This is a genomic window from Anoxybacillus andreesenii, from assembly GCF_030813005.1.
Classification (GTDB): domain Bacteria; phylum Bacillota; class Bacilli; order Bacillales; family Cytobacillaceae; genus Robertmurraya; species Robertmurraya andreesenii.
The window spans coordinates 134,765-147,586 of the sequence record NZ_JAUSTU010000007.1; the positions used below are offsets into that span (position 1 = coordinate 134,765).

Consider the following 12,822-nt stretch of genomic DNA (forward strand, 5'->3'; position numbering starts at 1 on the left):
CACAGGTCTTACAAAAATTTAAATACGTCTAAAGCTGGCCAGCAGAAGACGGTGGATACATAAATGAATCGAAGATAGTCAATGAAGGGCTATTGGAAAAGTTTATGCTCCTCCGTTTTATTTCCTATGCACATTTTCGGGAAGTAACTCTGTTGGTCATTTTTTCTAAGACTCATTAGTACTCCGCCGTCTTGCAAGACGGGAAAAGGAGAATCTAATGAGATTTTCAGTAAGGTATGAAGAAAAAATTCAAACAATCGAGCTTAATGATGAAGAAACCGAGCAAATGTGGGTTAGTCTGTCCCTTGTAGGTGAAGGACTTTCCAAATCAAATAAAGAGCGCTTAATTCAAGATGCTTTTAACGATAAGTATAACAAACCCGACTACAATAACTGGCATAAATTTGATAGACACAGAGGGATGCCAAAAAAACCATTCCGTAAGGACGACGAATCCGAGGATGCAACGGATCATATGGACTATCTCCCCGATAATTCCCATGAAGTGGCACGAAATAAAAAGGAAGATTATGAATATTACTGTGAGATTATTCGTTCCATTCTCAAGCCGAAACATTCAGAACCTTTTATTGCTGTATATCTTGATGGCATGACAATGACCGAGTATGCAGAGCGAGAAGGCGTTAGTAAAAGTGCTATTTCACATCGCTTGGCTACCGCTAAGAAGAATTTAAAAAAAGTTTTTCCTGAATCCTCAACTTTCCCCTCTTGCCACGGCTAATAGATAGAGGGCAGCACATAAACGCTCTCGGAAAGAGGTGAAGAACATGAAACACAACTTGAAAATCAGTGTTTCAAAAACTCCACAGTCTGGCGGGATTGTCTCCTGTCGTAATGTCACTATAAGGGAGCGTTTCCTACGTTTCTTACTTGGTGATAAGCAGAAACTGACTATCCTTGTCCCGGGTGACACCGTAAAGGAACTCGCCATTAGTGAGATTAAGGAGGGAGGATTAAACCATGAGCAAAATCAAACTTCTTCTTGATGTGGTTTCTGATATGCGCTCTTTGGCAGACAGTATACAAGCGGTTGCTGATGCAATGGCGGGCAATGAACCAGTCGAAGCAAAAGAACCTACTTCATCTGTAAAAGAACCTGCGCCAAAGAAAAAGGAGATCACTCTGGAGGAAGTAAGAGCAAAACTCGCTGAAAAGAGCCAAGCCGGTCTTACTGCCCAAGTGAGAGAAATCATCCAAAAATACGGTGGCTCTAAATTAAGCGAAGTTGACCCGAAACATTATGCAGATATGTTGAAAGATGCGGAGGTACTAGGGAATGAGTGATCACGCAGTACTTTCCGCATCAGGATCCCATAGGTGGCTTAATTGTCTACCATCTGCAAGATTGGAACTGGAATTTGAAAATAGCGAATCCAATGCAGCCGCTGAAGGTACCGCCGCCCATGCTCTCTGTGAACATAAACTTAAAAAAGCACTTCACATGAGAAGTAAACTGCCAGTCTCGGCTTATAACACCGATGAGATGGAAGAACACAGCGATGCCTATGTGGAATTTGTAATGGAGCAGCTTGAACTGGCGAAACAAAGCTGTACGGACCCGTTAATACTTATTGAACAACGTCTTGATTTTTCCTGCTATGTTCCGCAGGGGTTTGGAACTGGTGACTGCATTATTATTGGAGATAAAAATCTTCATATTATCGATTTTAAGTACGGCATGGGTGTGTTAGTAGATGCGGTGGATAATCCGCAGATGAAATTATATGCCCTTGGTGCTTTGGAAATCTACGATAGCCTGTATGACATCGAGGAGGTTTCCATGACCATCTTCCAACCCCGCAGGGAAAATGTCAGCACATGGACAATCCCGGTAAAGGAATTAAAAAACTGGGCAGAAAACGAACTGAGACCAAAGGCCAAAAAAGCTTATGAAGGCGAAGGTGACTACCTTCCAGGTGAATGGTGTACTTTCTGTCGAGCGGCTGTTAAATGCCGTGCAAGAGCAGAAGAAAAGCTGAAATTAGCACAGATGGAATTTAAACTGCCACCCCTGCTTACGGATTCTGAAATTGAGGAAGTTCTCTCTAAATTGTCCGACCTTACAAAATGGGCAAATGAAATCATTGCTTATGCCACGGATGCTGCCGTTAATCACGGGAAAGAGTGGCCTGGTTTTAAGGTTGTCGAGGGCAGATCTGTCCGCAAATATAAGGACGAAGAAGCTGTGGCTGAAGCTGCTAAAGCAAACGGCTATAAGGATATCTACCGCCATAGTCTTATTACCTTAACGGAAATGCAGAAGCTGATGGGCAAAAAGAAATTTGAGCAGATTCTCGGTGGTCTCATACATAAACCACCAGGTAAGCCAACGCTGGTTCCGCTTTCGGATAAGCGGCAGGCTATGAATATATCAAACGTAAAAAACGAATTTAACGAGATAACGGAGGAATAGGAATATGAATAATCAAAACAGAACAAAGGTTGTTACAAGTGTCAACACACGTCTTAGCTACTTTCACGGCTGGGAACCCGTATCTATCAATGGCGGAGCGGAAAAGTACAGCGTATCCGTATTGATTCCCAAAACAGATAAGGAAACCATCAATGCTATCAATGCAGCAGTAGATGCAGCCATTGAAGAGGGCCTTGCAAAGTTTGGTGGTAAAAAGCCGAATAAGGCGGCTATCAAACTGCCACTTCGTGATGGTGATGTAGAACGTGACGATGAGGCTTATAAAGGGCATTACTTTGTAAATGCCAACAGCAAGACTCCACCCCAAATAGTAGATAAAGCAGTCAGACCTATCTTGGATCGCAACGAGGTTTACAGTGGTTGCTATGCAAGAGTATCCCTGAATTTCTACGCTTTTAATTCTAATGGCAATAAGGGTGTAGCTTGTGGTCTTGGCAACATCCAGAAGATAAGCGATGGAGAGCCTTTAGGCGGAAGAACCAATGCAGCTGATGACTTCACAACGATTGAAGATGATGATTTTCTAGCATAAGGAATAAATACAGATGAGGTGGTGGAGGTTGTTCTTCTGCCACCTCGTTTGCATTGGAAAGGGTGGTAATACATGAACTCTATTTCTATTGACATTGAAACATTTAGTGGCGCCAATCTTCAAAAATCTGGAGTTTACCGTTATGCCGAGAGTGATGACTTTGAAATTCTACTATTTGGCTACTCGGTGGATGGCGGTGAAGTACAAGTTGTTGACCTTGCTTGCGGGGAGGAAATCCCCGATGAAATTATAAACGCACTTTTGGATGATTCCGTTACCAAATGGGCTTTTAATGCAATGTTTGAGCGTGTGTGTCTATCAAAATGGCTTAACCTTACAGAATATCTTGACCCCGCATCCTGGAAATGCTCCATGATATGGTCGGCATATATGGGGTTACCACTTTCTTTGGAGGGAGTTGGGGCGGTTCTAGGTTTGGAGAAACAAAAGCTAACAGAGGGTAAAGACCTCATCAAATATTTCTGTACACCTTGCTCCCCTACTAAATCAAATGGTGGTCGAGTTCGTAATCTGCCAGAACATGACATGGATAAATGGGAGCGGTTTAAAGCCTATAATCTTCGGGATGTGGAAGCTGAGATGTCAATACAACAGAGATTTTCTAAGTTTCTGGTGCCGGAAAATATCTGGGAGGAATATCATCTCGACCAGGAAATCAATGATCGCGGCATTGCCATTGACATGACTTTCGTAAAACAGGCTGTTGTGATGGATGAACATTCCCGTGAAAAGTTAATGGCTTTAATGCAAGATATAACCAATTTAGAGAATCCAAACTCTGTACAACAAATGAAAGACTGGCTTGCCGATAATGGGCTAGAAACAGATACCCTTGGTAAAAAAGCAGTTGCTGAGATGCTAAAGACGGCTCCTGAACCACTAGGAACTGTTTTAGAACTCCGTCAGCAACTTGCAAAATCCTCGGTGAAAAAATACACGGCAATGGAGAATGCGGTATGTAATGATGGTCGGGCAAGAGGAATGTTTCAGTTTTATGGTGCAAACAGAACTGGTAGGTTTTCGGGCAGGCTTATTCAACTGCAAAATCTCCCTCAAAACCATATGCCCGATTTGGAACAGGCTCGTGCTTTAGTTCGTAGCGGAAACTTTGATGCTCTTACCTTACTTTATGATTCAATCCCAGAGGTACTGTCGGAACTTATCCGTACCGCTTTTATACCACGAGAAGGTATGAAGTTCATTGTGGCAGATTTTTCAGCGATTGAGGCTCGTGTCATTGCCTGGCTAGCAGGCGAAAAATGGAGAATAGACGTTTTCCAAAACGGCGGAGACATCTACTGTGCCAGTGCTTCTCAAATGTTTAATGTACCTGTTGAGAAGCATGGTGTGAATGGCCATCTTCGTCAGAAAGGGAAAATTGCCGAACTTGCTCTCGGTTATGGCGGATCGGTTGGGGCATTAAAATCAATGGGAGCTTTAGAGATGGGGATTGAAGAAGAGGAACTTCAGCTTCTTGTAACGGCTTGGAGACAATCCAATCCCAATATTACAAAACTGTGGTGGGATGTTGACCGGGCAGTAAAAACTTGTGTTAAGCAAAAAACTCCCACAGAGACACACGGCATTAAATTTATCTATCAAAGCGGGATGCTCTTTATTGCTCTTCCTTCTGGTAGACGGCTTGCCTATGTGAAACCTCGTATGGGAGAGAATATGTTTGGCGGTGAGTCGGTTACTTATGAAGGGGTCGGTGGGACGAAAAAATGGGATAGAATCGAAAGCTATGGACCCAAATTTGTAGAGAATATTGTTCAGGCAATCAGTCGTGACATCTTGTGTCATGCCATGCAGACATTAAAGAATTGTTCCATTGTGGCTCATGTACACGATGAAATTATCATCGAGGCAGATATGGGGACGTCACTTTCCGCTATCTGTGAACAGATGGCTAAGATACCAACATGGGCAAATGGCCTGTTGCTTAGTGCTGATGGTTATGAGTGTCAGTTTTATCAAAAAGATTAAAATTATTCGGTATTCGGATTATCATGTGGTAGAAGTTAAAAGACCTTCAACTTTTAAATAATGAAAACAGGATAGCACTTATTTTATGATTAGTAGGTGCTACCCTGTTTGTTCAGTAAACGCGCCCTATTCTTGAAGATCAAGATAAAAAATAATGCCTATAGCTAATTGAACTAACGCACCCGTTAGTGCAAAAGAATGCTACTTTTCGTTTGCACGTATTCTTGCAAATGTAGAAGGTGAAAACGAAACCTCATATTGTCCTCCAAGTTCTTTTTGCACTTGTTTTGTTAGTATCAAACCCTGCTTATTGTGTTCTTCTTCAAGTTTAATTCCATCAGGGACAATTTCATCTTTATCCCAATCTATCCATTCACCATACTTCCCTATCCATTTCATTAACTCCGACTTCAAGTCAAGTGAAATTGGAATCTCCTCTATGTCAAGGTTACAATAACATTGATTGCACCAAATTGGGTCAGCACACACATCACCTTCAACCTTCAAGTTATAAATTCCCTTTTGTTCACAGAAACATTTCATATATCTAATACCCTCCAAATCTTAACTTCCATAAGAAGAGGTACTGCTACATCAACAGCTCCTCAGCTATCGCTACCCGTTACTTCCATAAGCAACTTCCTTTAGTTTTTTGGAAGAATCCCGTTAGTAATCTTTTGTAATACTTTGTTTAGAATGCTTATACATAAATAAAGTGCTATACAAACGACTACAAGAAAAATTACATACTTAAAGAATATATTTGAAAAATATCCCGCAACCCAATTTCCACCGTAGTATATAAAAATAAAGGCTATAAAAACTGTAATAAGATAGGAAATCACTACACCAAAAATCTGACGTTTTGTCAGTTCCTTTAAAATTTTTCTATTTTTCAAGATAGCACGAATCAGTATTACAATGAACAAAGTCGTCATTAAAATATCTATCATATTCATATAACCCCCCCTAAACCATACAAACATAATATAAATACCTATTTCTTATCCCATAAACCTGCGTCTTTACTTCAGGGCATTACGCTTCTTGAAGATAAGCACCCGTTAATTGAACAATAAAATTAGTACCTCACTAATTAGCCCAATCAAAACTTCTTATTTTAAATCCTTGTTTCTTTGCATAGTTATTAATTGCTTTAAGCAGCTTACTTTTGGAAATAGAAAATGATTGGTGAATTTCTCTCTTTTCATCAATTACATATTCTGCAAAAACAATATAGTTTAAGAAATCCATTTTTTTTACAACATATTGGTTGCATTCATATTCTCCGCATCTGATATTTCCAGAATAGATAAAACGAATAAGTCCGTCATAATAGTCTTGATGAGAAATCTCCACTTTCAAAAAATCTTGTAATATATCTTGCATTAAATCACATCCTCAAGTAAATTCCTTCATTTTTAAATTAAATCGGATTTATTTATTACAAATTCTTCTTCAACTCTTCTGCCCCGTTAGTTTAAGTGAAAGCTTTCACAACTTCTTCATTCAATAGCAATTTTCTATATACACATTATTCCTTGGCCCGTTTGTTGAAGTAAAAAACTGCTGAATCAATCTTTGAATCCATTTTAGCATAAACAAATTCCTTACGATAATCAGAATTCTAAATAATTTTTTCAAAATCCTCAACAATCATTACCTCCTGTGGCTATTAGGTAGAGGAACTTTCCTCTGACTATATTGCAGGAGGTAATTCGTATGGACGAATTAGTAAAAATCAATTATGAAAATCAACGACCAACCGTACTCGGTCGTGATTTACATGAAGCCTTGGAAGTAAAGACCGCTTATAAAGATTGGTTTCCAAGAATGTGTGAGTACGGATTTGAGGAAGGATCAGACTTTAGCTCATTTTTGAGCGAAAGTACTGGAGGCAGACCAAGCATTGACCATCAGTTAACAATTGACATGGCAAAAGAGCTATGCATGATACAGCGTACTCCAAAAGGGAAAGAGTGTCGCCAATACTTTCTTGAAATAGAAAGAAGATGGAATTCCCCAGAAGCAATCATGGCAAGGGCACTTCAGATTGCTAATCAACAGCTAACTCAAGTAAGGAAACAAAATAAAGTGCTTGAAGGTACGATTGCCGTTCAGAATCAGCAAATTGCAGAAATGAAACCGAAAGTCTCCTATTACGATGTAGTTTTAAATTGCAAAGACCTCATTTCCACCTCAGCAATTGCCAAAGATTACGGCAAGTCAGCTATTTGGATGAATCGCTATCTTAATAAAAAGGGTGTCCAGTTTAAACAAGGCGGCATCTGGCTTTTATATCAGAAGTATGCGGAAAAAGGCTACACCAGCACCAAGACACATAGCTACCTTGGCAGTAACGGTGAACAGCATACAAAGGTCCATACATATTGGACTCAAAAAGGCAGACTCTTCATTTACGAACTGATGAAGGCGGACGGTATTTTGCCTCAGATAGAAATGGAGGGTGTGTAATGGGGATCAACAAATTTAACCATGAAGGATACCATGACCCAACTCCCCATGAAGCACTGACCAACATAATGAGAAAGGAAAAGGCAGAGAAAAAATCTGCCTTTAAGCCGCTTGTATATATCTGTTCTCCCTATTCCGGTGATGTAGAAGGAAACATTAAAAAGGCTCGCAGTTTTTGCAGGTTTGCTCTAGACCAAAACTGTATCCCGATTGCTCCCCATCTTATGTTTCCTCAGTTTATGGATGATGAAAACCCAGAGGAACGGGAGCTTGCCATATTTATGGACATCGTGCTTATGGGCAAATGCTCCGAGGTGTGGGTGCTGGGCAATACCATCTCAACCGGTATGGCGAGGGAAATTGAAGTAGCCAAGAAACGCAGACAAACGGTCAGATATTTTAGTCCGGAGCATGAGGAGGTTGAAAGCTTATGAAAATTGCAGTGGGCAATAGCCGGATGGATAGAAAATGGAAAAACAAAGATATCTCCTGGGAGGATTTTTGCTCCCGTGTAAAGACGACGCAACGCACCACGGAAACAGTAGAAGAATATCGGAAGTTAAAAAGAGGTCAACAAGATGATACCAAGGATGTAGGCGGCTTTGTCGGAGGACATTTAAAAGAAGGAAGGCGAAAGAAGGGCAATGTTCTGTGTCGTTCTTTGCTCACCCTTGATATGGATTACGGTAGACCAGATGTTTGGGAGCAAATCAGTATGCTTTTTGATTTCAAATGTTGCGTTTACTCCACTCATAAGCACACACCAGAAAATCCAAGACTCAGACTTATCGTTCCCCTTGCTCGTGAGATCAGCGAAGAAGAATATGCAGCTGTTGGACGTATGGTGGCAAAAGAAATTGGTATTGATCTTTTCGATGATACGACATATGAACCCCATCGCCTTATGTATTGGCCATCCACTTCCTCTAATGGTCAATTTGTCTACGAAGAGCAGGATGGAGAATTACTTGACCCCGATGTTTATCTATTAAAATATGAAAATTGGCGGGATACATCAACTTGGCCTGTATCAAGCAGGCAGTCTGAAGTTATTAATCGCAGTCTGAAAGAACAAGCAGATCCTCTTTTAAAGGAAGGTGTGGTAGGAACTTTCTGTCGCGCCTATTCCGTTCGTGAAGCAATTGATAAATTTTTAGGTGCAGTTTATGAACCATCTGCTATGGAAGGGCGATATGACTATATTCCAGCTGACAGTAGTGCGGGTGTGATTATCTATGATGATAAATTTGCATACAGCCACCATGCTACTGATCCAGCAAGCGGCCTGCTCCTTAATGCTTTTGATCTCGTTCGTATTCATAAATTCGGCTCTTTAGATGATAGAGCTTCCACTACTACGGCTCCTGGCAGGATGCCGTCTTTTGTGGCAATGTGCGAGTTTGCTATAAAAGATGAAGTGGTAAAAGCTGAGTTCGCAAAGGAGAGACAGGCTCAGGCTGAAGAGGAGTTTAGTGATGAGGATTGGCAGACAGGTTTGGAATTGGATAAGCAAGGTCGGATAAAAGACACGCTGGACAATATCGTTCAGATTATTCGGCATGATGAAGATTTACAGTATATAGCTTTCAACTGCCACCGTGATGGTATAGATGCCAAAGGTGGTCTGCCTTGGGAACAGATCAAGGCTGGTTGGAATGATTCGGACAATGCCCTTCTTAAGGTGTACTTAAGCAGCAAATACGGAGTTTATTCTCCTACCAAGACCAAGGATGCTGTGCTAGCGGTGGCGGCTGAACGAGCCTACCACCCTGTTAAGGAGTACCTAGACTCCCTGCCAAAATGGGATGGTATTAGCCGAGTAGAAAATCTACTCATTGATTATTTCGGTGCAACAGATAATTCCTACACAAAGGCAATTATTCGTAAAACGATGGTTGCAGCGGTAGCCCGCATTTATAGGCCCGGTACAAAGTTTGATAGTGTTCTAATCTTAAACGGGCCTCAAGGTATCGGTAAGTCAACCTTCTTTGCCAAACTTGCTGGAGACTGGTTTTCAGATAGTTTGACTATTACAGATATGAAGGATAAATCCGGGGCTGAGAAACTTCAGGGATATTGGTTGTTGGAACTGGGTGAGCTTGCTGGTATGCGTAAGACGGATGTGGAAATTGTGAAATCTTTTATTTCAAGGGCGGATGATAAGTACCGTGCCAGTTATGGGGTCAACGTCGAAAGCCATCCCCGTCAGTGTGTAATTGTAGGTTCAACGAATGCAGAAAGTGGATTTCTTCGGGATATTACAGGCAACCGCAGATTCTGGCCAGTCCGTATTAGCGGTAACGGTAAAAAGAAAGCTTGGCAGATGACCAAAGAGGAAGTGCAGCAGATTTGGGCAGAGGCACTAGAGCTATATGAGAAGGGCGAAAAACTCTACCTTGAAGGTGATGATATATCCATGGCAACTAGTGAACAGGCAGATGCCATGGAAACAGATGAACGAGAAGGACTGGTTCGTACTTACTTGGATACGCTCTTGCCGGATGATTGGGACACGATGTCTCTGTACGAGCGTAGAAATTTCCTCGGCGGTAGTGAATTTGGCGGCGGCACCCGTGTTGGAACAGTAAAAAGGACTCTTGTCTGCAATATGGAGATTTGGTGTGAATGTTTCGGTAAAGAGGCATCAATGCTAAAGCCTTCAGATTCCTATGCCATCGGTGCCATTATGAGAAAGATCAGTGAGTGGAACAAGTACACTGGGAACAAGAATGGTGTTGTAACGTTTCCTGTCTACGGAAAGCAACGAGCTTATTCCCGAGTCGAGGAACAACGCTAAGTTGTACCTTAGCTTGTTCCCATACTAGTTCCTTCCCTAAAGTTAGTAATAATAAGGAAAATCAAAGGTTCGGAACAAGTGGAACAAGAAGTAACCTATTTATTTATAAATAGTAAAAAGAAGTAATAGTAGCCTGTGCGTACACGCATACACGCGCGTATAGGAAAATTGGTTCATAGTTGTTTTCTTGTTCCGGCCTTTTTATATGGGAGGTATTTATGCTTGAAAAATATATCGAAAAGAAACTGGTGGCTGAGGTAAAAAAGATGGGAGGCATTGCAGCGAAGTTTGTTAGCCCAGGTTTAGATGGAATGCCAGACCGCCTAGTGCTTTTACCGCATGGGAAGATGGCATTTGTGGAATTAAAGGCTCCCGGAAAGAAACCTCGACTGTTACAGATTAGAAGAATAAAGCAATTACAGAAGTTAGGCTTTGCCTGCTATGTCATTGATGATGTTAAGCAGATTGGAGGGATACTCGGTGAAATACAATCCTCATAAATATCAGACCTATGCAACGAACTTCATTCTAGAGCATCCCATTGCTGCGGTGTTTTTAGAAATGGGTCTTGGCAAAAGCGTCATTACTCTAACTGCTATATTCGACCTATGTCTTGATCGTTTTGAAATTGGAAAGGTTCTGGTCATTGCCCCACTTCGAGTAGCTAGGGATACTTGGCCAGCTGAGATAAATAAGTGGGAGCATTTAAAAGGACTCAAGTTTTCGGTAGCAATCGGTACAGAGCAGGAGCGATTGGCGGCTCTAAGGAAACCTGCAAGTGTCTATCTTATAAACAGAGAAAATGTTGACTGGTTGGTAAACAAAAGCAGTATTCCTTTTAATTTCGATATGGTGGTCATTGATGAACTATCATCTTTTAAGTCCTATGGCGCAAAAAGGTTTAAAAGTTTACTAAAAGTAAGACCGAGGGCAAAACGGATTGTGGGTCTTACGGGCACACCTTCCAGTAATGGATTAATGGATTTGTGGGCAGAGTTTCGTATTCTCGACATGGGTAAAAGACTCGGCAGGTACATAACTCACTACCGCAATTCCTTCTTTACACCAGATAAACGCAATCAGCAAATCGTATTTTCATATAAACCATTGCCAGGTGCTGAAGATGCCATATATCGGCTCATTTCTGATATTACCATTTCCATGAAGTCGATAGATTTTCTAAAAATGCCTGAATGCGTGATCAACGAAGTGCCTGTCTATCTTAATGATAAAGAACAATCAGTATATGAACACTTTCGTGAAGAGATGGTCCTTGAATTTGGTGATGAAGAAATAGATGCCATGAATGCAGCTGTTCTTTCAGGCAAACTTCTGCAAATGGCAAACGGTGCTATCTATGATGATGATAAAAACCCCCATATTATCCACGACCGCAAGCTAGATGCTCTTGAGGATTTAATTGAAGGTGCTAACGGCAAACCTGTGCTTATTGCCTATTGGTATAATCACGATTTAGAGCGTATTAAGGCAAAATTCAATGTCAGAGAAATTAAAACTTCCAAGGATATTAAGGATTGGAACAACGGTGATATTTCTGTGGCGGTTATCCATCCTGCATCGGCGGGACACGGTCTCAACTTACAAAGTGGAGGTTCAACTCTTATTTGGTTTGGACTTACTTGGAGTCTGGAACTCTATCAACAAACAAATGCGAGACTTTGGAGACAGGGACAAAAAGAGACAGTGGTAATCCATCACATTATTACTAAAGGCACAATCGATGAAGATGTGATGGGAGCCTTGAAACGAAAGGACAAGACACAATCCGAGCTTATTAATGCGGTCAAAGCAAATCTTGGGAAAGCGAGGGATGCCGTATGATGGATGCATTTGAAAAACTGGCAAATGCCATTATTCTTCAGGCAGTTAAGGATTATCGTTTTGCATTAAAAAGACTAGCAAAACACCCTCGCAATGATTCTGCTTTATATACGAAACGTGAGGTGGAGTGCTTCTTTCATTCTGAATTGTTCAATGTCCTCACCTCTCTAAACCCTGACATGTTAATCCAACAGCTACAAGAGGAGGTGGTGCGATGATGACAGCTAAGGAATTCTTAAAACAGGCCTATCGTCTGAATGAAGTGATTAATTCCGACCTTGAAGAGTTACAAAACTTAAGGGAACTATCAAGAAGTGTTTCATCCCCCGTTCTTGAGGAAAAAGTCAGTCGAACCAAGTGTACTGACCCACCCTTTGAAAAGTATGTGATTAGAATAGTAGATTTGGAGCAACAGATACAACAAGAGGTTGAACGGCTAGTAAAGCTTAAATCAGATATCCGTGAAGCAATTAACCAGATGGAAAACGTAGATGAGAAGCTGATTCTTCGCTACCGATACATTAACTTTCTTAACTGGGAAGAAGTCTGTGTTAACCTTAATGTTTCTATGAGAACCGTGCATAGACTCCATTCATCTGCATTGCAGCATTTAAAGGTGCCTAAATAAAAAGGAGTAATCTGAAAAGAGTGAGGGAAGAGGGTCAAAAGGCCATCTTCTCCACTACCTTTAGTCAATGTGGGAAAATAGCAGTG

The 12,822-nt window shown here is 41.1% G+C and carries 16 protein-coding genes; 13 read left to right on the forward strand and 3 right to left on the reverse strand.

Annotated elements, in window-relative coordinates; genetic code table 11:
* Window positions 1-217: 217 nt before the first annotated feature.
* The 6 genes from J2S07_RS09255 (at window position 218) to J2S07_RS09280 (ending at window position 4,994) form a co-directional block, all read left to right on the forward strand.
* The gene (locus tag J2S07_RS09255; protein WP_222123464.1) at window positions 218-742 is read left to right on the forward strand and encodes an RNA polymerase sigma factor; all 525 of its coding nucleotides are present in this window, start codon (window positions 218-220) and stop codon (window positions 740-742) included.
* Between the two features lie 46 nt (window positions 743-788).
* A complete protein-coding gene (locus tag J2S07_RS09260; RefSeq protein WP_061129967.1) occupies window positions 789-1,007 on the forward strand; it encodes a hypothetical protein in 219 nt (72 codons plus the stop codon).
* Complete coding sequence (locus J2S07_RS09265) at window positions 982-1,305, forward strand: rRNA biogenesis protein rrp5 (RefSeq protein WP_307150141.1); 324 nt, start codon at window positions 982-984, stop codon at window positions 1,303-1,305. Before J2S07_RS09260 ends, J2S07_RS09265 begins: the two co-directional genes overlap by 26 nt.
* A complete protein-coding gene (locus J2S07_RS09270; protein ID WP_307150142.1) occupies window positions 1,298-2,434 on the forward strand; it encodes a DUF2800 domain-containing protein in 1,137 nt (378 codons plus the stop codon). The genes J2S07_RS09265 and J2S07_RS09270 overlap by 8 nt, the downstream gene beginning before the upstream one ends.
* A gap of 4 nt (window positions 2,435-2,438) precedes the next feature.
* Window positions 2,439-2,987: a DUF2815 family protein gene (locus J2S07_RS09275; RefSeq protein WP_204797893.1), complete on the forward strand. Its 549-nt coding sequence runs from the start codon at window positions 2,439-2,441 to the stop codon at window positions 2,985-2,987.
* A gap of 72 nt (window positions 2,988-3,059) precedes the next feature.
* Window positions 3,060-4,994, forward strand: coding sequence for a DNA polymerase (locus J2S07_RS09280; protein ID WP_307150143.1), 1,935 nt, complete (start codon window positions 3,060-3,062; stop codon window positions 4,992-4,994).
* Between the two features lie 201 nt (window positions 4,995-5,195).
* Here the strand turns inward: J2S07_RS09280 and J2S07_RS09285 are convergent, their stop codons facing one another.
* The 3 genes from J2S07_RS09285 to J2S07_RS09295 form a co-directional block, all read right to left on the reverse strand.
* On the reverse strand, window positions 5,196-5,501 hold the full coding sequence (locus J2S07_RS09285) for an immunity protein CdiI family protein (RefSeq protein ID WP_307150144.1): 306 nt from the start codon (window positions 5,499-5,501) through the stop codon (window positions 5,196-5,198).
* A 137-nt stretch (window positions 5,502-5,638) separates the two neighbouring features.
* A complete protein-coding gene (locus tag J2S07_RS09290) occupies window positions 5,639-5,953 on the reverse strand; it encodes a hypothetical protein (RefSeq protein ID WP_060668992.1) in 315 nt (104 codons plus the stop codon).
* 133 nt (window positions 5,954-6,086) lie between these two features.
* The gene (locus tag J2S07_RS09295; RefSeq protein WP_072892077.1) at window positions 6,087-6,383 is read right to left on the reverse strand and encodes a hypothetical protein; all 297 of its coding nucleotides are present in this window, start codon (window positions 6,381-6,383) and stop codon (window positions 6,087-6,089) included.
* 333 nt (window positions 6,384-6,716) lie between these two features.
* Here J2S07_RS09295 and J2S07_RS09300 point away from each other — a divergent pair, with 333 nt between their 5' ends.
* The 7 genes from J2S07_RS09300 to J2S07_RS09330 all read left to right on the forward strand — a co-directional run bounded on the left by J2S07_RS09300 (window position 6,717) and on the right by J2S07_RS09330 (window position 12,736).
* Complete coding sequence (locus J2S07_RS09300) at window positions 6,717-7,469, forward strand: phage antirepressor KilAC domain-containing protein (protein WP_100330393.1); 753 nt, start codon at window positions 6,717-6,719, stop codon at window positions 7,467-7,469.
* Window positions 7,469-7,903, forward strand: a complete 435-nt coding sequence (locus J2S07_RS09305) for a DUF7768 domain-containing protein (protein WP_145614205.1) — start codon at window positions 7,469-7,471, stop codon at window positions 7,901-7,903. The genes J2S07_RS09300 and J2S07_RS09305 overlap by 1 nt, the downstream gene beginning before the upstream one ends.
* On the forward strand, window positions 7,900-10,266 hold the full coding sequence (locus J2S07_RS09310; protein ID WP_307150145.1) for a virulence-associated E family protein: 2,367 nt from the start codon (window positions 7,900-7,902) through the stop codon (window positions 10,264-10,266). Before J2S07_RS09305 ends, J2S07_RS09310 begins: the two co-directional genes overlap by 4 nt.
* A 218-nt stretch (window positions 10,267-10,484) precedes the next feature.
* Window positions 10,485-10,766, forward strand: coding sequence for a VRR-NUC domain-containing protein (locus J2S07_RS09315; protein ID WP_012103000.1), 282 nt, complete (start codon window positions 10,485-10,487; stop codon window positions 10,764-10,766).
* On the forward strand, window positions 10,747-12,108 hold the full coding sequence (locus tag J2S07_RS09320) for an SNF2-related protein (protein ID WP_307150146.1): 1,362 nt from the start codon (window positions 10,747-10,749) through the stop codon (window positions 12,106-12,108). The genes J2S07_RS09315 and J2S07_RS09320 overlap by 20 nt, the downstream gene beginning before the upstream one ends.
* Window positions 12,108-12,326, forward strand: coding sequence for a hypothetical protein (locus tag J2S07_RS09325; RefSeq protein ID WP_000338537.1), 219 nt, complete (start codon window positions 12,108-12,110; stop codon window positions 12,324-12,326). Before J2S07_RS09320 ends, J2S07_RS09325 begins: the two co-directional genes overlap by 1 nt.
* A complete protein-coding gene (locus tag J2S07_RS09330) occupies window positions 12,323-12,736 on the forward strand; it encodes a DUF1492 domain-containing protein (RefSeq protein ID WP_307150147.1) in 414 nt (137 codons plus the stop codon). Before J2S07_RS09325 ends, J2S07_RS09330 begins: the two co-directional genes overlap by 4 nt.
* The last annotated feature ends 86 nt before the right edge of the window (window positions 12,737-12,822 follow it).